The sequence below is a fragment of the Nitrospira sp. genome (genome assembly GCA_015709715.1).
GTDB lineage: Bacteria > Nitrospirota > Nitrospiria > Nitrospirales > Nitrospiraceae > Nitrospira_A.
The window spans coordinates 15,193-35,231 of sequence record CP054184.1; the positions used below are offsets into that span (position 1 = coordinate 15,193).

Consider the following 20,039-nt stretch of genomic DNA (forward strand, 5'->3'; position numbering starts at 1 on the left):
CGAATCCTGCCGACGGCAACAACTCATGGCCCGGGCGAGGCTGGCGGACGTTTTCCGCATCCTGCTAGAATGGGCCGGCGCGATCACGACATGACCCTCATTCTTCCTGACACACCCTCAGCCCTCGTCACTGACCTTCGGCAGCTGCTCGGCCGCGAGAAGGTGCAGCATGACGTCCCCACGCTGACCGCATATGCCGTCGATGCGAGCATCTATCGAATGACGCCGCAGGCCGTCGTCCTCGTGGAGACCGAGGAAGATATCGAGGCAGTAGTCCGCTTCGCGGGATCGCGCGGCATTCCTCTCACCCCGCGAGCGGCTGGCACCAACCTGACGGGCTCGGCGATCGGGTCTGGCATCATTCTCGACGTGTCCCGCATGAACCGCATCCTCGAACTCAACGAAGAGGAACGCTGGGCGCGGGTCCAGCCGGGAATCGTTTTGGCGGAACTCAACAAGCAGCTGGGCCGCAAGCAGCTCCTGTTCGGTCCCGATCCCTCCAGCGGCGACATGTGCAAGCTCGGCGGCATGGTGGCCAACAATTCCGCCGGCCCCCACACGCTCATCTATGGCGCGGTCAAGGACAACGTCCGGGCCATGCGGGTCTGTCTGCCGTCCGGGGGGTGGCTCACGGCGGCTTCGTTGCGGCTGGATGATCCGATCTTGGCCGACACCCTGACCACCCATCCCGCCCTTAGAGTCATTCTGGAGTTGGTGCAGTCGAAGCGAGCCGTAATCGAGGCCAAACGACCGACCGTGAGCAAGAATAGCTGCGGCTACAATCTGTTCGGCCTCGTCGACGGCTTGGCCCAACGCCGCTTCGACTTGCCGAAACTCTTCGTCGGCAGCGAGGGGACGTTAGGCGTGGTGAGCGAAGCAACGCTACGACTCGTGCCCAAGCCGCAAGGGACCTTGACCGCGCTGATTCATTTTCGTCGGCTGGAAGAGGTCGGGGAGGCCATCCCGCATCTGTTGGACCTGAAACCGAGCGCGCTCGAAGTGATGGACGGGAACACGCTGAACCTGATCGGGCGCGCGGCCCACGGCATTCCCGCGGCCGCCGCGGCCACCTTGCTGGCCGAACTCGACAGTGAACAGGGGAGTGACGATCTCCGCGAGCGGGCCGACCGCATGGCGGGGATCTGCCGCCGCTACCAACTCTGCGGCGACCTCGCCTTCGCCTACGACAAGGAGCAACGCGATCAGCTCTGGAAAGCCCGAAAGGCCCTCTATCCCACGCTCTATCGGTTCGACCCGCGCAAGAAGCCGATCAACTTCGTCGACGACGTGGTGGTGCGAGCGGAACGCATCAGCGAGCTGGTCCGGTACCTGGAAACGTTCTTCGCCGGCCAACAGGTGCCGGTGGCGATCTTCGGCCACATCGGCAACGGCAATGCCCACATCGTGCCCCTGCTGAATGTGAACGACCGCCAGGATTTCGACAAGATGGTGGCCGCTTACCATGAGATTCACCAGACGGTCCTCTCGCGCTTCGAGGGGTCCATCTGCGGCGAACATGGCGACGGACGCGTCCGGGCCGAGTATGTGCGCAAGATGTTCGGCGAGGACCTCTATGGCCTCTTCGTCCAGGTCAAACGGACCATCGATCCCGGCAACGTGATGAACCCCGGCATCAAGGTCAGCGATACCCCCTTCACCGAACACATCGACTACACACGCCTCTCGAAATCCTGCGCCACCTGCGCCAAGTGCAATTCCGTCTGCCCGGTGTACGACGTGTTCCAATCGGAAGACATGAGTTCCCGCGGCTGGTACGAAATCGTCACCGCCAAGGACTACAGCTACCTGCAGTCGCAACGCGTCGTCGAGGCCTGTTTGAACTGCAAATCCTGCCGCACGATCTGTCCGGCCGGTGTCGATGTCTCCGAGCTGATTCTCCAGCGGCGGGCCGAGCAACCCAATTGGGGGTCGCGTTGGTTGTTCGCGCTCCAGGCGCATGTGCCGATCTTTGAAGCGATGCTGAAAGTCTTGGCGCGCACGCAGCCGCTGTGGGATCGACCCTGGCCGCGGAGACTGCTGGCCCGCCTGGCCGCTCCGTTCTTGCGCCGCATCGCCCCAACCGCGAAACTGCCTGCGGACATGCAATTGCCCAAGCTGGCGACCGAGCACCTGCGGGATCGATACCGAAACCTCGCGCATAACATGAACCGCAGGACGGCGCCGCGTGTCGCCTACTTTCACGGCTGCGCGGCGAACTATTTTGACGATGGAGTGGGGGATGCCGTGATTGCCGTCCTCCGCCGCCATGGCGTGGAGCCGGACCTCCCGCCGCAACGCTGCAGCGGCACGCCGATCGAAACCTACGGGCATGTGGACCTGGTGCAAGAGCACGCGCGGTTCAACCTGCAGTCGCTGGCCGAGTACGATCAGGTGGTGACCGGCTGCGCCTCCTGCACCCTCATGCTCAAGGAATACAAGAAGTTTTTCGCAGAGGAGCCGGAGCGCCAGGCGGCGGAAGCGCTCGCCAAGAAAGTCCGGCATATCACCGAGTTCGTCGCGCAGTCCCCTCGGCAACCGGCCATGGCCGCGGCGGGTGACGTGGGGCGCCGCATCACATACCATTCTTCGTGCCACCTGCGAGCAGCCGGCGTGATGCGCGAGCCCCGCATGTTGCTGAAGCAGGTGCCGGGGACAGACTATGTCGAAATGACCGATGCCGACCGTTGTGCCGGCGGCGCAGGTACCTACATCGTGAAGGACTACGATACGTCACAGAAAATTTTTGAGCGGAAACGACGGAACATCGAACAGAGCGGCGCCGATACGGTCGCCACCAGTTGTCCGGCCTGCATGATCCAACTCAACAACGGACTCCGCGGACGCGCAGCGGTCAAGCATGTCGCGCAGGTGCTCGAGGCCGCCTATGAAGCCGCTACGCGCGAACAGGGCGCCGACGGGGGCGCGCGTCCATGACGTTTCGCAAGGCGGATCTCATCTTCGTGGTGCTGGCGTTGCTCGTGGTGGGAGGCGTGGCGCTGTTGCCGTCGCCGCGTGATCGGAATCCCAGGGTGCCGGGCAATGAGGCGCATCGACACGTCATGGCCGAGAAGGACTGCCTGGCCTGTCACAGCGCGTCGGGCAGCCGTCCGTTGCCAGCGCAGCATCCCAAACGCCAGGACTGTCTGCATTGCCATGCACGGGCCGAAGGGTAGGCGAACGAGATTGTTCAAGCGATAGATGATGTCAGGAGAAAGGAAGGAACGCACGTCATGCTCAAGGTGCTGATACTGGGACCGACGTTACAACAACGGGTGCCGGAGGCGGAGTTCGAGTTGGACCTGTCGGACGCCACGGCCATCAAACAACTGATCGCCGCGCATCCCGACCGATTGTCCGCGCTGGCACCCTTCGTCGAGCGGGGAGAAATCCTGTTCACCATCAATCGGAAGGTGAGTTCGCTCGACTCGGTCGTGAAGGACGGCGACCTCTTGAAGATCGCCCATCAGTCGCGCGCCTCCTACGACGGCACCACCGACATCCCGACCTGACGGAAGGTCGCACCTCACCGCTGAGGAAGCCCCATGCCGCGCAACGATCAGGCTGTGCGTCTGTTGGTGATCTTGAAGCAGCTCGAAGGCGCCCGCCATGGGCTGACGCTCGAACAACTCGCCGACTCGCTCGCCCCCGGCTCCACCCGCCACCCCCGCACCATCCGCCGCGACCTGGCCGCCTTGGAAGAAGCGGGCTATCCGCTGGTGACCGAGAGGATCAACGGGCAGACCTGCTGGCGGCTCATGGAGGGATTTCGGAACGTCCCCGGCCTGCGCTTTTCGCCCACCGAACTCATGGCCCTGACCTTCAGCCGACGGCTCATCAGCCCGCTCGAAGGCACCGAGCTGCACACGTCGCTCCAGTCGGCATTAGGCAAGGCCGCCGCCGCGCTGCCCCCGCAGGGCGTGGCCTTGGTCCAACAACTCGACGGCACCTTCACCGTCGGGCTTGGCCCGCACAAACGGTACCGCCAACATCGCGAAGCCATCGATCGGCTCACCAGGGCCATTGCCGACGCCACCACCGTGCAGCTGCGGTACGATTCCGCCTCACGCGGCCGCGTGACCCGGCGTGAAGTCGATCCCTATCGGCTGTGGTACGCCTCGGGCGGCCTCTATCTCATCGGGTACTGCCACCTGCGCCGCGAGCCGCGTATGTTTGCCGTGGAGCGCATCAAGTCCATCACGCTCACCGACCATCCCTACCAAATGCCGCTGCACTTCGACCTCGATGCCTTCGTGCAGGATGCGCTCACCGTCATGCGCGGGCCCCGCATCCACGTCGAGGTGGACTTCGACAGGGCCACCGCCGCCTGGGCGAAGGATCGCGTCTGGCACAACACGCAAAGCCTCACACGCCTGAGGGGCGGCGGCCTCCGCATGACCCTCTCCGTGGCCGACAGCCGAGAACTGGTCGGCTGGATCCTGAGCTTCGGCGGCGGCGTGACGGTACGTCAACCGGACTCGCTCCGGCAGGCTGTGGTCGACGAAGCCGCGCGCATCCGCCACGTCTATACGCAGCCTATCGGAGGTTCGCGCGCAGCCCGCCAGGCTGAAAGTGATTCGGAAGCAACATGATGCAGTTGGGGTTGAACCCCTGCGACTTCAGCGTGTCGATGCTGCCGATCACCTTGTCCCGCGCCAGATCGATCACGGTGATCGATCCATCGCTCATGCCTTCCAGGTTCAAGAGGCTGTTTTGCACGAACAGGTACCGCTCGTCCGGCGAGAGCACGCTGTGGTGCGCACCGGGGGCGGCGGGAATGGCCTTCAGGAATTTGGGCTGCCGCGGGTCACGGTTGTCGTACACGTTCACGAACCCCGGCTTGGCCGTGGTGACGTAGAGGCGGTCGGCCTTGGCGTTGTAGAGCATTTCGAGCGGCACCCCCTGTTGCCTCGCCCCGAAGTCGTCCACTTGCGCGAAGGCAAAGGTCTTCGTCGTCGGGTCCCACGTCCCGGCCCAGAGCGTGCCTTCCAACATGTTGGTGATGTGCACGACCGGCGGGTCCGATGTGGGCGAAAACATCACCTCCACCGGCGCCGCCTTGGCAGGCGAGGGCTTCGACGACACCTTGTGCGTCGAGAGCAGGGCGCCGCTCCCGGCCTCCAACACCGTCACCGACTCGCCCGCTTGGGCCATGTCATCCGGCTTGACCGTGCTGGTGATGAGCACCCGATCGATCCCATTATGAATCGCAATGCCGTGCGGATACCGAATGGAGACCGGCGCGGCCTCGGCGGTGCGGAGCGTCTTGATCGGCGCGTCTGTCATTGCGTCACCCATGATGACCGTGCTGGAGCCCATGCAGGTGAGATACCAGGTGCGATTGTCCTCCGACACCACCACATCCTCCAGGACCTGGCAGTCCGGCACGGCGATCGGGCGGAGCCGGTAGGGGAAGTGGGTCAGGTCCATGACGTGCAACACGCTCTTGCCCAAGGCGGTGACGTAGGCTTTCGTGCGGTCGCGGTTGAAGAAAATGTGGTGCGCCACCAAATCGGGCGGCAACGGCACCTCCATGAGAATGTTCCCGAAGTCGGCCGATTCGGGATCGATGTCCATGATCGCGATGCCTTCACGCCGTACCGGCTGGTTGGGCTTGCTCTCGTAATTCAAGAGCGCCAGCAGTTCCGACGAGGCCGACGAGGCGGTGGAGAGCAGCAGCACGAGGGACCAGGCGAGGATACGAAGCGGGTTCATGGCAGCCTCCTTTCTGGGAAACGACCATCCAGCTGAGTAGGATCCTCAAACCCTACTCCTCTCGAAAAATTTTCTCTACCCTCTAGATTAGCGTTCCCCACCAAGTAAAAAATATGGCGACAGTGACCTCGGATGTCACGCGGCCATGGTAGCCTCACCCACGCCATGGAGCCCGCCGAACTCAAACTCGGCGAGCAGGCCGTACAGGAGGATGCCATGCCGATCACGCAACGTCTGTTCAGGTGCTGGCTGCTTAGCCTCTGCTGGTGGTGGGCGCCGCTCACCATCCCGGCGCAGGCCGAAGACCTCGGCAACCTCAGCGCCAATCCCTATGCCTTCGAGTCCACCGCCAACCCCTACGGCGCCGGCAGCCCCTTCGCGCCGAACGGGGTGAACAATCCCTTCAGCCCCTATGGCAGCCCCTTCAGCAACCAGTCGGCCACCAATCCCTTCGCCACCGACGCTCCGCGCCTCTATGACCAGCAGGGGAACTATCGCGGCAAACTGAGCGCTAACCCCTACGACCCCGATTCCACCAGCAACCCCTTCGGCCGCTACGGCTCGCCCTTTTCGCCCGATTCGCTCAACAACCCCTACGGCGCCGGCAGCCCGTACCGGTTCGACTCGCCGACCAACCCCTATGGGCAAGGCTGGAGGATTGAGGGACGGTGACGTCCGGAATGTTCCTTGATACAGTGCCGACCCGTCGGTGCTCGATAACGAGAAGTAGAGTGATGGATCAAGAACTGCAGTCTGTGACGAGGTGCGATGATCGAAATCGTACCATGGGCGCGGGGAAGACTACCTTCGCGCGAGAGTTCTTACCTCGTGAAGCAGGTGTCATTCATTTCGTGAATGCCGATCTGATTGCCAGCGGGCTCTCGCCTCTTCGCCCCGAATTGGCCGCCCGTCAAGCTGGACGGCTTTTGCTAGCCGAATTGGACCGTCTCGCAGCGGTTCGAACAGACTTTGCCTTTGAGACGACCTTCAGCGGGCGGACATATCTTCATCTGCTTCGTCAATGGAAGGCTGCGGGATACCGAATCGAGATGGTGTTTCTGTCGCTCCCTTCGGTCCAGCTCGCATTCCAACGTATTGCCGCCCGCGTTCGGCAAGGTGGCCACAATGTACTTCGCGCTGATGTTGTGCGCCGATTTGAACGCAGTCAGCAGAACTTTCGCGTGCTCTATCGTCCATTGGCCCATACGTGGGTGGTTTATGACAATTCAGGAGAGGTTCCGCAATTGCTCGAGGAGGGGCCATGAAGTCAGCGAATGATCGGGTGCGACATGAGGCGTTTGTGCGAGGTGTAGGACGGGCATTGCGGCGCGCGGCGAAGGTCGCACGGAACACGGCGCGGGCGCACCACACCCTGCTATACGTGTGGCAAAACGGCAAGGTCGTGGCCAAGAAGCCCTGAACCGTACGCCAGGCGGTGACGGAAGATGGGCAAGACGGCGATGGCGGTCTTGCGATGGTTAGGAAGAGGGTAGTTTTCTCTCATAGGGAACGTCTGATTAATTCGCGTTTCCACGAAGCAATCTGTTTCTCGGTGGATCAAGACGGGCCATCAGCTGGGAACCCGCTGGTCCGAGAGCGCCTTTCTCGGATTCCTCCGCCGTCAGGCGGCCCGCGCCCCGTTCGCACCCCCGTCCGCTAGGCTGCCGCCAGCAAGTGCCGGCGTGCTACATACAGATTCGCCAAGCCGCAACTGATAGACAACCAGTGCGCATTCTTCGCGAGCCCCCGGTACCGCACTTTGGCCCACCCGAAGATCCGCTTGATCACCAAGAACACATGCTCGACTTTGGCACGAACCTTCGACTTCGTCCGATTGCGGGCCCGCTCCGTCTCGCTCAAGGGCCGATGGCGATGGGCTTTCGTCTGGACGAAGCTCTTGGCATGGGGAGCATGGTGCTGAATCATGTCGCGTTGCCCGCTATAGGCGGCATCGCCCCATACTCGTGTCTCCTGTCCATGCAGCAACTCCGGCAACACCTGGCTGTCATGGACATTCGCCGCCGTGGCCGCCACTGAGTGAACCAGCTTCGTCCGGCTGTCCACTCCAATATGCGCCTTCATGCCGAAATACCACTGGTTCCCCTTCTTGGTCTGATGCATCTCCGGATCTCGCTCTTTCTGGCGATTCTTCGTCGAACTGGGCGCATTGATGATCGTGGCATCCACGATCGTGCCCCGGCTGACCTTCAGCCCGTGGGCAGCCAGATACGCGCCGATCCGCGCAAAGAGCTGTGCGCCCAAGTGGTGGGCTTCCAGCAGATGCCGAAACTTACAGATGGTGGTTTCATCCGGTACGGGCTCGCGGCCCAGATCAATCCCCACGAACTGCCGCATGGCGTGTGAGTCGTACAGCGCTTCCTCCACCGCCGGGTCCGACAGGTTAAACCACTGTTGCAGACAATGGAGGCGCAACATGCGTTCGACACCCACGGGCGGACGCCCTGGGCCCTCGGCCTTGGGGTAGACCGGCTCGATCGCCGCTACCAATTCCGCCCATGGAACAACCTGGTTCATCTCGTTGAGAAACTGCTCCCGGCGGGTGGGCTTGCGATACTGTTCAAACGAGACTTCGGCAAACGTCTGTTGCTGCATGGGGCACGCCTCCAGTTCAGTGCTGCGCTACCCTTAGCACATCATGCAAAGAGAATAAATCAGACCTTCCATAGCTTTAGCCCCAATGACGGCGGCATAGAGGAACGACAGCATGAATACCGCACAGCCTGACTTCGATCGGCTATTTGAGGATCTCACGGGTAACAAGCCGTTTCCATGGCAAAGAATGCTCTATGGCGAGTTGGTGCAGAAACAATTCCGCACTAAGTGTGATGTCCCTACGGGCCTAGGCAAGACATCAGTCGTCGCCCTCTGGATTCTGGCCTTAGCCCACCACGCACGGAACGGATCAGTTGATCGATTCCCGCGCCGACTGGTCTATGTGGTGAATCGAAGAACCGTTGTGGATCAGGCAACCCGCGAAGTAGAGCATTTGCGAGACGCGCTCGCTGGCAAGCCTGAACTCAAACAACTGGCAGACGCACTACGAACCCTTTCGATTCAGCCAGAAGGACAACCTCTTGTGGTCAGCACGCTGCGTGGTCAGTTTGCGGACAACGCTGAATGGCGCAATGATCCCGCAAGGCCTGCCGTCATCGTTGGCACGGTGGATATGGTGGGGAGCCGGCTGCTCTTTAGCGGTTATGGCTGCGGTTTCAAGAGCAAACCGCTGCATGCCGGCTTTCTTGGACAAGATGTGCTCTTTATTCATGATGAGGCCCATCTTGAACCGCCCTTTCAGAAGCTCATCATGGGGATTCGTGCGGAGCAAGAGCGCTGCCGTGAATTCGGCGTCTTTCACGTCATGGAATTGACCGCAACGTCGAGGGAAAACCAGACAGGCGAGACTCCAATCTTCACGGAAGAAGACCTGAGGGATCCGAGAGTTATCAAGCGGTGTAAGGCCAGCAAGAGTCTTAGATTCCAGTCTGTTGAAGACAAGAAAAAGCTGCCTGATAAAGCAGCCGAACTTGCACTGAAGCATGAAAAGAGCAGTCAGGCCATATTGGTCTTTCTCCGCGAACTCGCTGACGTCGAGAAAGTGAGACGTAAGCTGGAGAGCGCCAAGCAAGAAGTCCAGGTACTTACGGGAACCTTGCGGGGACTAGAGAGGGACAAGTTAGCGAAGGAAGACCAAATCTTTGCTCGTTTCATGCCGAAACCAGAAGTGAAGCCTAAGTCAGGCACCGTATACCTTGTATGTACCTCAGCCGGAGAAGTCGGAGTGGATATCTCGGCTGACCATATGGTCTGCGATCTCACGCCATTCGACAGCATGGCACAGCGCCTCGGTCGCGTGAATCGCTTCGGCCATGGAGCTGCCTGTATTGATGTTGTGCATGTGGTCTCCAAGAAGGAGAAGAAAGTTTCGGAAGCTGGCAATCCTGAATCAGATAATGATGCAACCGATCAAGGAGCAAGGCACGCGGAAGAATCTACCAACGAGAAGATTGCGGAAGACGATGGATCAAAGGAGAAGAACGAGGAACGGTCGCCGCTGCAACTGGCGATCGAGCGGACTCAGTTATTGCTGGCCAAACTTCCACGGCCGGCAGACGACTCCTTCGATGCAAGCCCAGCAGCACTGCGTGGCTTGCCGGAGGCCGAGCGGTTGGCCGCGTTTACCCCGCCGCCAATGATCTGTCCTGCGACCGACATTCTGTTCGACGCGTGGGCGCTGACATCGGTGCGTGAGAAGCTGCCTGGCAGACCACCAGTCGCGGATTGGTTGCACGGAGTGGCGGAGTGGGAGCCGCCTGAGACCTCTGTGGCCTGGCGCGAGGAAGTCGAAGTTATTAAGGACGATCTTCTGGTCAAATACAAACCCGATGATCTCCTCGAAGACTATCCGCTCAAACCACATGAGTTACTGCGGGATCGTTCAATTCGAGTCCTCAAGGAGTTGGAGAAAATCGCTGCACGCGAACCGGATCCACCATGTTGGCTGCTTAGCGCTGATGGAGAAGTCCGCGTTCTCAGATTGGACAAACTCATCCAGGAGGCCAAGCAGAAGAAAGCAGAAGTCTATCTGAAAGACTGTATATTGATTCTCCCTCCCAAAGCAGGAGGGTTGAAGAATGGCTTGTTGGACGGGGACGAGCCATTTGATGAAGACCACAGTGGCCTCTACGAAGTGTCGGAGCACTGGTTCGACGATGATGGGCAGTTGAGGCGAGGTCGGATCTGGGATAATGCTGAGCCTCCAGCAGCAGGCATGCGGCTCGTAAGAACGATTGATACCTGTGCAGGCAAGGAAGATGAAATGGCAGAAGACGATGAACGGTACAGTCGCCGTTACTGGCACTGGTATGTCCGGCCACGATCGGCAGACGATGATGGCTCACGCACGGCGCGTGTGCCGCAGAACTTGCGGGAGCATCTTCATATAGTTGAAGACATGGCGGGTCAGATTGCTTCCAAGCTCGGTTTTGAGGACTCAAAAGACCCAGAGAGTCAGGTTGCGGCCAAGGCCATTATCTTGGCAGCCAGGTGGCATGATCTTGGGAAGAACCGCGCGATCTGGCAACGGTCCATCGGCAATCACAACTATCCACACCAAGTGTTGGCGAAATCAGGCGGCCGGATGAAGCCGATCGATATCACCTCATATCGTCACGAGTTTGGCTCCTTGCTTGAAATGAAGCAGCTTGCCGAGTTTCAACAGCTCGACCAGGAGACGCAGGATCTGGTCTTGCACTTGGTCGCTGCGCACCACGGGCGGGCTCGTCCTCACTTCCCGGCTGACGAAGCGTTTGATCCCGACCGTTCCGAAGAAGATGCCTCGGAGCTTATTCAAGAAGTACCTCGTCGCTTTTCCCGCCTGCAACGGAAGTACGGTCGCTGGGGGCTGGCATATCTCGAATCGCTAGTGAGGGCTGCGGATGCGTTGGGGTCACAAGCACTTGCTTCAAATGGCGTGGTGCAGCCGGCAAGTGTCGTAAGGAAGGTTTCCCGATGAACACAAATCACCATCCCGCCATCCGTGTTCATGTGGACCCGACAAACCCTGGTCAGTTTTTCGCGTGCTGCGGACTGCTTGAACTGGCACATCGTCTGTGGGACGGCGCGGAAGGGTGGTTTAAACAGGGAATGTTTTATCTTCGCCCGTTTGAGAGAGGAGAAGATAGGACATTGAGTTCGTTGCTGCACGAGATTTCAAAGACGCCTCTGAAGCAGATCGACCCAGAGGACGACTTCTCATCTCCAATGGAGTTGCCCTCTCCGTTCGCGCTACGGATTGATTGGTGGAAGGACGAAAGAACGGGTGGGGATCAGCTCAAGGTGTGGGCAGGAAGCATGCGAAGCGTGCGGATCACGCGAGCGATGCAAGCTACACTGAGTCAGACTGAGTTACACAACGAAGGCTTATTTGAATACGGTGCTGTCGTGTATGACCCACAAGAACCAGACAAAAAGGTTGAACCTTTCTACTTCGATACCCGTCGTGGATCGAATGCCCTAGCGATTGACATTGGGTTCATGCCTGACAGCCTCAGCATGACGACCGTTGCCTATCCGACAGTGGAATTTCTCTGCCTCGTGGGGCTTCAGCGCTTTCGGCCAAAGCCAACAGCCACAAGAAGAGTCTTTGATTACTTCGCTTGGTTGGTACCCCTGGGAATTGAAGTGGCACCTCTGGCAGCAAGCGGTGTGCTATCCCTTGTTGATGGCCAGGGCTATCGGTTTCAGATTGCTTTCCGCACAGACCAAAAGAAGCACAAGGCATTTACCCCAGCCTTTCCTATCGAAAGGAGCGAATCATGAGCGATGTGTTAGCAAAGTATGACACATGGTTAGAAGACACTGGGCCAGCTGCACTCGTTATCCGCGAATACCTGACGCCAGTTGAAGGGTATGATGGCGTCGTCTTCCCTTCGACCTTTGCGGCAGGTGACGGTTTCCCAGGCGGATATAACATTGATACGTTTTCTGATGGCACAAATGTCTGCCTGATAGACAGCGTTGGTTCGCAGGCCAATCGGATCGAGCCGTTATTTGCCAATGATGGCTATGCGCGTTTGGTCCCGCAGATCGTGATCAAGGCTGGCGAGAAACGCGTGAATCTCCTTGAAGCTGGACACCGCGCAGGTGATGCGATCATTCGCTGCTCGGCTTTAAAGCAGGAGTTGCAAGCTGCCTTCAAGAAGGTGATGAACGGTAACGCCGAGCTATTGGCCAATGTCGCACCAACTTCAATGGTGTTCGGTGTGTGGGATTCCCGAGACACACAGGCGAAGCTGCCTCGGCTTCTCTCGTCAGCAGTTCGCGCATTTAATGTCCGGAAGCTAACCCGATCAGCTCAATACGTTCCGGCAGTCGAATATGTGAACGAGGACCTGCTGGAGCTACCTTCTGATCAAAAGACAAAAGATGCCTATGCCGTAAGAGGGTTTATCCATGTTCCGGCCGCAGGAACACATGGCGGTGTGATCGCGACGGGTGGTATCCGGCGCGATGCGACTCTGCACCTTGCCGCCTTGCGTTTATTGACTGTGGATCAGGATGAAAAGAAGACCCGCGCCTTGCGTCGGTACGTGTTGGGGCTTGCTCTAACAGCGTTCACCTATTCTCCGATTGGATATCTCCGGCAGGGTTGCAATCTTGTACTCGACCCGGACAAGAAACGGGAGTTCAAGGCAGTCTATTACGACGGCAGACGTGAAGATGTGGACGTGAAGCATAAAGAGGCTTTTGATTATGCCAAGGATGTGGCAAGAGCGTTTGGCATAGACCCTGAGCGCGAAGTAGATTTCGCCAAACCTCCCGACCGCGAGGTTGAGTTTGATAAGGAACTGGCTAAGAAAGATGTGGCTGGCGATGCGGGCGGTAAGGGAGGGGAGAAAGCAAAAGGGAAGAAAGCGAAACAATGAGGCACTCCATGTCCTCATACTTCTGTATTTTTATTCGGCTACTTGACAGCAGGTTTCACGGGCGAAAAGAGCGACGTCTCCCAGAATGGCCACCGTCGCCGCTTCGCGTTTATCAGTCACTCGTTGCTGCGGCTTCCAGAATGGGAGAAAACGGGTTAGCAGCTGGCGACATCCGATCGGCTTTAACCTGGCTGGAGCGAAAAGTGACTCCATCCTTGATTATTACGCCACAGGCGTATTCTTCCAGCCCCAATGGAAAGCGTCACGGATATGTGCTCTCAGTGCCCAATAACGCGATGGATATCGTCGCGAAAGCGTGGGCTCGAGGAAATTTAGCTGGAACAGGAGACTCCGATCCGTCAACACATCGCACCATGAAAACCGTACATCCGACCCATCTGCTGGACGGTGACGCAATCCACTACCTATGGTCGCTTCATGATCCTGAATCCAACGAGGACAGAGGGTGCCCAGACGTTCTGGCCAAAATTGCCAACAATCTCACGGCTCTCGGCTGGGGTATCGATATAGCGATTGGGCATGCGGCGCTGCTGTCTGATGAGCAAGTGAAAGCGTTAAGTGGAGAACGGTGGGTACCCGGAAGAGAAGGAGTCGAAGATGGACTTCGCGTGCCGACGTCCGGGACACTCAACGCACTCATCGATCGACACGAGCGCTTTCTTAAACGGGTACGGCCGGACGGAACGTTCGATCCTACACCGCCCTTGCCGGAATCTGCCTACAAGAAAATCGAGTATCGAAGAGCCACTGATCCACCGAGGAGGCTCGTCACCGCGTTTTCACTCCTCAAGCCCGATTCCAGCGGCTTCAGGCCCTTTGATACGGTACGTAGCAACCTTACGCTTGCCGGGATGATGCGGCATGCCGTGACATGCGCAACTCGTCGAGCCGGCTGGTCCGAGTCGAAGATAGCTGCTTTCGTCCTGGGACATGGGGAACCGATACGCGGAAATCACATTCCAGTAGGGCCTCGGAGATTTGCTTACTTGCCACTTCCCAGTATTGAGGGACGTGGTGAAGGGAAAGCCCGTGTCGTTGGGAGCGTGCGCCGACTCATGCTGACTGCGTTTTCCGATGACTGCGAGAAGGAAATTGCATGGGCACAGCGGGCGTTGTCGGGACGTGACCTTATTGACGAGGACAGTGGGCAGTCTGCAGCATTACTCTCGCTCCTGCCCGGCAATGAAAAGGTGGTCCGCTGTTATGTCGAGCCTGCTGACACATGGTCCACTGTGACGCCGGTAGTCCTCCCTGGTTATGACGACCCGGCGCACTATCGGAGGCGATTAAAGAAGGGGGTCTCGGCTGAAGAGCAGAAGCGGCTGCTGGATCGTCTGAACGATAGGGTCGACGGCCTGCTCCGCAATGCAATCGTCCAGGCTGGGTTTTCCAAGGAATTGGCTGAGGATGCCGAACTTGAATGGCGCAAGGTTGGGTTCTGGGCTGGAACCGATCTAGCCGATCGTTATAGTGCGCCCGATCATCTCAAGGGTTTTCCCAGAATGCACGTGAGAATTCGCTGGAAGGACTCACAAGGTAGGCCTATTGCTATTCCAGGCCCAGTCTGTCTCGGTGGCGGGCGTTTCTACGGGTTAGGCTTGTTCGCTGCCGAGTAGATATCGTATAGGCTCTTGGTCATTCTTCCCACTTCGGCCTCGGTCAGTTCGAGGCGGTGGATTGTCCGTGAGGCGTGAGAAGCAGGGGCGCAGGGGGTTGCCTTCTTCAGAGAAGGTCCTTGAATTGTTCGAGGGAGATCTCGGCGGCTTCCAGAATTTGCTTCAACGTACTGGGCTTGATGCTGTGATGGCGGGGATAACCACGAGATGCTTATCGTCGGTCATCGAGATGTGGTTGCCTTCGCGGAGGACATAGAATCCTGCGCGCTTGAGGGCTCTCACGACGCGTTCATGAGAGACCTGTGGGAGCTTCGTCATACGCTGACTTTAACGGTTCTCAACTTCTTTAGGCGTTTGAGGTCTTCGATGCTTTCGAGGTAGGTCCTGATGGCGTCCTTGATGTTCCCCAAGGCTTCCTCTTCGGTTTCGCCTTGAGAGACGCATCCCTTCAGGGTCGGACAGAAGACGACATACCCTCCGGCCTCGGGGTCTGGCTCGATGACGATCGGATATTCCATATAGGCCTCCAGATCCTAACGTTGGCTGTCATTATAACAAAACGCCTGATTGATTCAGACGTTGGCCGTTCTTTGACAACTGAATATTTCCAGCCCTCTTGCCGATAGGAAGGATATGGAACCTGAATCACAGGGACCATCCACGGGGAGCAACTTGCCGTTGCTCCCCGCGCGGATGGTGAACGAGTTTGCCTATTGCCCGCGTCTGGCCTTCTTCGAGTGGGTGGATGGGGAGTTCGCGGACAACGCGGAGACGACGGAAGGTCGGTTCCACCATCGGCGCGTCGACCAAGCCCCGGTTCGCAAAGCGCGTCAGGTGGAAGATGAGCCATCCGGTGACACGACCATTCATCAGCGTTCGGTCTGGTTGTCGTCTGAGCGGCTCGGCGTCACGGCCAAGATCGATCTGGTCGAAGGGGAGGGGACGGCGGTCGTCCCCGTGGATTACAAGCGTGGCAAGCGCCCACATACGGCGCAAGGCGCGTGGGAGCCGGAGCGGGTGCAACTCTGTGTGCAAGGGTTGTTGCTGCGGGAACAAGGCTTCACCTGTGAGTGCGGAGTGCTCTACTTCATTGGTTCGCGTGAACGGGTGGAGGTGTCATTCGATGATGAATTGATCGCGCGTACGGCGGAACTTCTCCAAGGCATGCGGGCAATGACCCAGGCGACCGTGGCCCCGCCGCCGTTAGTGGACAGTCCGAAGTGCCCACGTTGTTCACTGGTGGGGATCTGTTTGCCGGATGAAGTGGGGTGGCTGCGAGCGGCACAGGAGGGCGAGCAAGCGGCGCTTCGTAAGCTCATTCCCACCAACGATGACGCCTTGCCGCTCCATGTGCAGACGCCGGGTGCGAAGGTGGGGAAGGACGGGGAGTGCCTGAAGGTGAAAGACCACGAGGAGGTGATCGGCGAAGCGCGGCTGGTCGAAACCTCGCAAGTCGTGCTGTATGGCGCGGTACAGGTCAGCACGCAGGTCGTGCAGGAACTCTGCAAGCGGAACATTCCTTTGGTCTATTGCTCCAGCGGCGGCTGGTTTTACGGCATGACGACGGGCCTGCTGCACAAACATGTGGAGTTGCGGCGTCGGCAGTATGCGGTGGCGGCGGATCGGGAACGTTGCCTTGGGCTGGCACGGCGTTTTGTGCAAGCCAAGATCGCCAATTGCCGAACCCTGTTGAGGCGCAATCACCGGGCGGCGCCGGACATGGTGCTGCAGGAGCTGAAAAACGATCAGGTCCACGCCGGTACGGTAGAGTCATTGGAATCGTTGCTGGGTGTGGAAGGCACCGCCGCCCGACGGTATTTCTCGGAATTCGCCGGCATGTTGAAAGAAGCTGAGCCAGGGGCCCGATTTGATTTCGACGGGCGTAATCGTCGCCCGCCGCGCGACCCCGTCAACGCGATGCTGTCCTTGCTCTACTCCATGCTCGCGCGTGAATGGACCGTGACGTTGCAGAGCGTGGGGCTTGATCCCTATTTGGGGTTTTATCATCAGCCGCGTTATGGGCGACCGGCCCTGGCTCTCGACATGATGGAAGAGTTCCGTCCCCTCATCGCCGATTCTGCCGTGCTCACGGCCATCAACAACGGTGAGATTCGACAGAGCGATTGGTTTGAGCGCATGGGGTCGGTGACGTTGACGCCGGAAGGCCGCCGCCGGTTGATCGAAACCTATGAGCGGCGCATGGGCCAAGAAATTACGCATCCGGTGTTCGGGTACCAAATTAGTTACCGTCGAGTGCTGGAAGTGCAGGCTCGGCTGCTGGGACGGTATCTGTTGGGAGAGATACCCGAACTCCCGGCGTTTACGACACGGTGAAGGAATGCGTCGCCACTATCTGGTCACCTACGACATCTGTGATGCCAAACGGCTGCGGCGGGTGTTCAAGACCATGAAGGGGTTCGGTGCCCATCTCCAGTTCTCCGTGTTTCAATGCGATCTGCCCGACATCGATCTGGTGCGGATGAAGGCGGCCTTGACGGAGATTATCGATCAGCGCGAAGATCAGGTCCTCATCATCGATCTTGGTCCGACGGAGAGCCATCCGGTCAAACGGATCGAGTCGATGGGAATCAAGGCCGAGTGGGAAGAACGTCGGGCTCGTGTCGTGTAGGGGTGCCGCCCAGCAATGCGAGCGCTCCAATGATGAGCACAGACCTGGCAGCGCTCGCGACGGACAATGAACGAAAATCGGCGCAAATGCAGAACAACGGTCACACGAAGGAGGTGTATGGTCAGAAAATTTCACCTGGGATTTGCGAGGAGACGAGGCGCTCGCAACCTGCGCCAAAACACTAGGGCCGACGGCCACTTGGCCGGGAGCTGATTCCACGGCTCAAATGCCGTGGCCCCATTGAAGGCTGCTACCACTCCATCTAGCTCCGTGGCTAACCGTTGATTCCACGGCTCAAATGCCGTGGCCCCATTGAAGGTTGAAAAAAACCGATTGCGGTACTGCTGCAACGTGGATTCCACGGCTCAAATGCCGTGGCCCCATTGAAGGTCCATAATTTCCCGTTGCCTAATCGCCTGCTCTTTGATTCCACGGCTCAAATGCCGTGGCCCCATTGAAGGCTGACAGACTGGCATCAGCGAACAACGCCCCATCAGATTCCACGGCTCAAATGCCGTGGCCCCATTGAAGGGAGCGGATCGACTGGCCGGTTACACCCTGGCCGAAGATTCCACGGCTCAAATGCCGTGGCCCCATTGAAGGTGCGGGCAGCCAGTGTTCGGTGGTGAGGAGCGTGAACTGATTCCACGGCTCAAATGCCGTGGCCCCATTGAAGGCGGCTTTGTTGCACAACTCAGGATCATCGTTAAAAAATGATTCCACGGCTCAAATGCCGTGGCCCCATTGAAGGTTCGTGTTTCGGCGATTAAACGCTGTTCTACCTGGGATTCCACGGCTCAAATGCCGTGGCCCCATTGAAGGGCCGTGAGTTTTTGCCCTGAAGTCGTATGCGCGAGAGATTCCACGGCTCAAATGCCGTGGCCCCATTGAAGGGTCGGAACCCGGCGCGATCGCTGCGCCGGGCAACGGATTCCACGGCTCAAATGCCGTGGCCCCATTGAAGGGATCCCGTGTCCGTGCTCCAATCGGTTCCCGTCTTTCCGATTCCACGGCTCAAATGCCGTGGCCCCATTGAAGGAGGGCGAGAATGAGGAGGATCTCATACATAATAGTGTGGATTCCACGGCTCAAATGCCGTGGCCCCATTGAAGGTGGACGTGGCTATTGCGGACGACAAGCGCGCCGCGTGTAGGATTCCACGGCTCAAATGCCGTGGCCCCATTGAAGGCATATGGTGAGTGTGCAGAAGATTGATGGGGAGTGGAGATTCCACGGCTCAAATGCCGTGGCCCCATTGAAGGCGGCGGGCAGCGTTATGTTACCGCCTACAGTCTGACCGATTCCACGGCTCAAATGCCGTGGCCCCATTGAAGGAATTGCTACCCATGGGGAATGAAAACCCACCAAGCACAGATTCCACGGCTCAAATGCCGTGGCCCCATTGAAGGCACGACTCCACGCGACACGGTGCAGCCGGATACCAGGGCGATTCCACGGCTCAAATGCCGTGGCCCCATTGAAGGTAATCATGAAGTGGGTCACGAGGATGCGAGTATTGCGGATTCCACGGCTCAAATGCCGTGGCCCCATTGAAGGCAATTAATCCCAGGTTCATAATGCTGTGTTTACCCTTGATTCCACGGCTCAAATGCCGTGGCCCCATTGAAGGGCATAGAATATCTGAGGTTGAACACTCCATTTATTCATGCTGATTCCACGGCTCAAATGCCGTGGCCCCATTGAAGGACCTTTCCCGCACACAACGACCGTCACGCTTGCGAGGATTCCACGGCTCAAATGCCGTGGCCCCATTGAAGGCCGGGCACGTCGATGGCGTAGACCTGGATCTCCACGATTCCACGGCTCAAATGCCGTGGCCCCATTGAAGGTCGTAATCCGGTTGCATACCGTTCTGAAACTCGCCGATTCCACGGCTCAAATGCCGTGGCCCCATTGAAGGCTACGTAGACCGTCATTTGCCCGCGCTGTCCTAGTTTGATTCCACGGCTCAAATGCCGTGGCCCCATTGAAGGGGTTTACTCACGCATAACCCCGCGGCGGAAATTCCGATTCCACGGCTCAAATGCCGTGGCCCCATTGAAGGGCTGACGCCAGCCTGTCGGCAACCACACTGCATGATGATTCCACGGCTCAAATGCCGTGGCCCCATTGAAGGTTCCGCATGGCGTCTATCCCGCCCGCCCGCTCCATGGATTCCACGGCTCAAATGCCGTGGCCCCATTGAAGGAACCGCAGTCCAACCCGCGCGCCCTAGATCGTGCGTCGATTCCACGGCTCAAATGCCGTGGCCCCATTGAAGGTCGGCGACCATATAGATAAGCGTTTGTTCGATGTAGATTCCACGGCTCAAATGCCGTGGCCCCATTGAAGGCTTCCCCGCGGCGTGTATGCAAAAGCCGCCCATCCCCGATTCCACGGCTCAAATGCCGTGGCCCCATTGAAGGACGTTAAGCGCCAGGACGCGAAACGCGTCCGCCCCGGATTCCACGGCTCAAATGCCGTGGCCCCATTGAAGGCCGCATGGCGAATCAGCGTCTGCAAGTCGATAACGGATTCCACGGCTCAAATGCCGTGGCCCCATTGAAGGTGGCGCGATATTGAGTCGTCTGCTATGTCTGCGGTAGATTCCACGGC

General features: G+C 58.8%; 16 protein-coding genes and 1 CRISPR repeat array (1 of these 17 running past the window's edge). Of the genes, 13 read left to right on the forward strand and 3 right to left on the reverse strand.

Going from position 1 to position 20,039, the window contains the following annotated elements:
- Positions 1–90 precede the first annotated feature (90 nt).
- From HRU82_00080 to HRU82_00095, 4 genes are read left to right on the forward strand one after another with little or no spacing between them, the layout of a single operon-like run.
- Positions 91–2,934: an FAD-binding oxidoreductase gene (locus HRU82_00080; GenBank protein QOJ33442.1), complete on the forward strand. Its 2,844-nt coding sequence runs from the start codon at positions 91–93 to the stop codon at positions 2,932–2,934.
- Entirely contained in the window at positions 2,931–3,173 is a 243-nt protein-coding gene (locus tag HRU82_00085) for a hypothetical protein (protein QOJ33443.1), read from the forward strand. Before HRU82_00080 ends, HRU82_00085 begins: the two co-directional genes overlap by 4 nt.
- A gap of 57 nt (positions 3,174–3,230) precedes the next feature.
- Entirely contained in the window at positions 3,231–3,509 is a 279-nt protein-coding gene (locus HRU82_00090; protein QOJ33444.1) for a hypothetical protein, read from the forward strand.
- Between the two features lie 33 nt (positions 3,510–3,542).
- The gene (locus HRU82_00095; GenBank protein QOJ33445.1) at positions 3,543–4,589 is read left to right on the forward strand and encodes a transcriptional regulator; all 1,047 of its coding nucleotides are present in this window, start codon (positions 3,543–3,545) and stop codon (positions 4,587–4,589) included.
- On the opposite strand, the gene HRU82_00100 is transcribed toward HRU82_00095, so the two are convergent.
- Entirely contained in the window at positions 4,534–5,712 is a 1,179-nt protein-coding gene (locus HRU82_00100) for a YncE family protein (GenBank protein ID QOJ33446.1), read from the reverse strand. The two genes, HRU82_00095 and HRU82_00100, sit on opposite strands and share 56 nt — an antisense overlap.
- 165 nt (positions 5,713–5,877) lie before the next feature.
- On the opposite strand from HRU82_00100, the gene HRU82_00105 reads away from it, so the two are divergent.
- From HRU82_00105 to HRU82_00115, 3 genes are all read left to right on the forward strand, one after another.
- A complete protein-coding gene (locus tag HRU82_00105; protein QOJ33447.1) occupies positions 5,878–6,384 on the forward strand; it encodes a hypothetical protein in 507 nt (168 codons plus the stop codon).
- Positions 6,385–6,497: 113 nt separating this feature from the next.
- Complete coding sequence (locus HRU82_00110; protein QOJ37058.1) at positions 6,498–6,977, forward strand: zeta toxin family protein; 480 nt, start codon at positions 6,498–6,500, stop codon at positions 6,975–6,977.
- Complete coding sequence (locus HRU82_00115) at positions 6,974–7,132, forward strand: hypothetical protein (protein QOJ33448.1); 159 nt, start codon at positions 6,974–6,976, stop codon at positions 7,130–7,132. The genes HRU82_00110 and HRU82_00115 overlap by 4 nt, the downstream gene beginning before the upstream one ends.
- Before the next feature lie 236 nt (positions 7,133–7,368).
- On the opposite strand, the gene HRU82_00120 is transcribed toward HRU82_00115, so the two are convergent.
- Positions 7,369–8,325, reverse strand: coding sequence for an IS5 family transposase (locus HRU82_00120; protein ID QOJ33449.1), 957 nt, complete (start codon positions 8,323–8,325; stop codon positions 7,369–7,371).
- 112 nt (positions 8,326–8,437) lie between these two features.
- On the opposite strand from HRU82_00120, the gene cas3u reads away from it, so the two are divergent.
- From cas3u to cas5u6u, 4 genes are read left to right on the forward strand one after another with little or no spacing between them, the layout of a single operon-like run.
- On the forward strand, positions 8,438–11,245 hold the full coding sequence (gene cas3u / locus HRU82_00125) for a type I-U CRISPR-associated helicase/endonuclease Cas3 (GenBank protein ID QOJ33450.1): 2,808 nt from the start codon (positions 8,438–8,440) through the stop codon (positions 11,243–11,245).
- Positions 11,242–12,051, forward strand: a complete 810-nt coding sequence (locus tag HRU82_00130; GenBank protein ID QOJ33451.1) for a hypothetical protein — start codon at positions 11,242–11,244, stop codon at positions 12,049–12,051. The genes cas3u and HRU82_00130 overlap by 4 nt, the downstream gene beginning before the upstream one ends.
- Positions 12,048–13,157 carry a type I-U CRISPR-associated protein Cas7 gene (cas7u, locus tag HRU82_00135; GenBank protein ID QOJ33452.1) on the forward strand — a complete coding sequence of 370 codons (1,110 nt, stop codon included), beginning with the start codon at positions 12,048–12,050 and terminating at the stop codon, positions 13,155–13,157. Before HRU82_00130 ends, cas7u begins: the two co-directional genes overlap by 4 nt.
- Before the next feature lie 8 nt (positions 13,158–13,165).
- Positions 13,166–14,794 carry a type I-U CRISPR-associated protein Cas5/Cas6 gene (cas5u6u, locus tag HRU82_00140; GenBank protein ID QOJ33453.1) on the forward strand — a complete coding sequence of 543 codons (1,629 nt, stop codon included), beginning with the start codon at positions 13,166–13,168 and terminating at the stop codon, positions 14,792–14,794.
- Between the two features lie 314 nt (positions 14,795–15,108).
- Here cas5u6u and HRU82_00145 read toward each other — a convergent pair whose 3' ends face one another.
- Entirely contained in the window at positions 15,109–15,312 is a 204-nt protein-coding gene (locus HRU82_00145) for a type II toxin-antitoxin system HicB family antitoxin (protein QOJ33454.1), read from the reverse strand.
- 115 nt (positions 15,313–15,427) lie between these two features.
- Here HRU82_00145 and cas1 point away from each other — a divergent pair, with 115 nt between their 5' ends.
- Positions 15,428–17,128, forward strand: coding sequence for a CRISPR-associated endonuclease Cas1 (gene cas1, locus HRU82_00150; GenBank protein ID QOJ33455.1), 1,701 nt, complete (start codon positions 15,428–15,430; stop codon positions 17,126–17,128).
- A gap of 4 nt (positions 17,129–17,132) precedes the next feature.
- Positions 17,133–17,423 (forward strand): CRISPR-associated endonuclease Cas2, encoded by a 291-nt coding sequence (cas2, locus tag HRU82_00155; GenBank protein QOJ33456.1) that lies wholly within the window; start codon positions 17,133–17,135, stop codon positions 17,421–17,423.
- Positions 17,424–17,634: 211 nt separating this feature from the next.
- A CRISPR array of direct repeats spans positions 17,635–20,039; the repeat unit is 36 nt; unit sequence GATTCCACGGCTCAAATGCCGTGGCCCCATTGAAGG; it runs 604 nt beyond the window's last position.

Bases quoted from the DNA above. Each gene is read 5' to 3' on its own strand.
- HRU82_00080 (QOJ33442.1), top strand. From the start codon at position 91: ATGACCCTCATTCTTCCTGACACACCCTCAGCCCTCGTCACTGACCTT.
- HRU82_00085 (QOJ33443.1), top strand. From the start codon at position 2,931: ATGACGTTTCGCAAGGCGGATCTCATCTTCGTGGTGCTGGCGTTGCTC.
- HRU82_00090 (QOJ33444.1), top strand. From the start codon at position 3,231: ATGCTCAAGGTGCTGATACTGGGACCGACGTTACAACAACGGGTGCCG.
- HRU82_00095 (QOJ33445.1), top strand. From the start codon at position 3,543: ATGCCGCGCAACGATCAGGCTGTGCGTCTGTTGGTGATCTTGAAGCAG.
- HRU82_00100 (QOJ33446.1), bottom strand. From the start codon at position 5,712: ATGAACCCGCTTCGTATCCTCGCCTGGTCCCTCGTGCTGCTGCTCTCC.
- HRU82_00105 (QOJ33447.1), top strand. From the start codon at position 5,878: ATGGAGCCCGCCGAACTCAAACTCGGCGAGCAGGCCGTACAGGAGGAT.
- HRU82_00110 (QOJ37058.1), top strand. From the start codon at position 6,498: ATGGGCGCGGGGAAGACTACCTTCGCGCGAGAGTTCTTACCTCGTGAA.
- HRU82_00115 (QOJ33448.1), top strand. From the start codon at position 6,974: ATGAAGTCAGCGAATGATCGGGTGCGACATGAGGCGTTTGTGCGAGGT.
- HRU82_00120 (QOJ33449.1), bottom strand. From the start codon at position 8,325: ATGCAGCAACAGACGTTTGCCGAAGTCTCGTTTGAACAGTATCGCAAG.
- cas3u (QOJ33450.1), top strand. From the start codon at position 8,438: ATGAATACCGCACAGCCTGACTTCGATCGGCTATTTGAGGATCTCACG.
- HRU82_00130 (QOJ33451.1), top strand. From the start codon at position 11,242: ATGAACACAAATCACCATCCCGCCATCCGTGTTCATGTGGACCCGACA.
- cas7u (QOJ33452.1), top strand. From the start codon at position 12,048: ATGAGCGATGTGTTAGCAAAGTATGACACATGGTTAGAAGACACTGGG.
- cas5u6u (QOJ33453.1), top strand. From the start codon at position 13,166: ATGTCCTCATACTTCTGTATTTTTATTCGGCTACTTGACAGCAGGTTT.
- HRU82_00145 (QOJ33454.1), bottom strand. From the start codon at position 15,312: ATGGAATATCCGATCGTCATCGAGCCAGACCCCGAGGCCGGAGGGTAT.
- cas1 (QOJ33455.1), top strand. From the start codon at position 15,428: ATGGAACCTGAATCACAGGGACCATCCACGGGGAGCAACTTGCCGTTG.
- cas2 (QOJ33456.1), top strand. From the start codon at position 17,133: ATGCGTCGCCACTATCTGGTCACCTACGACATCTGTGATGCCAAACGG.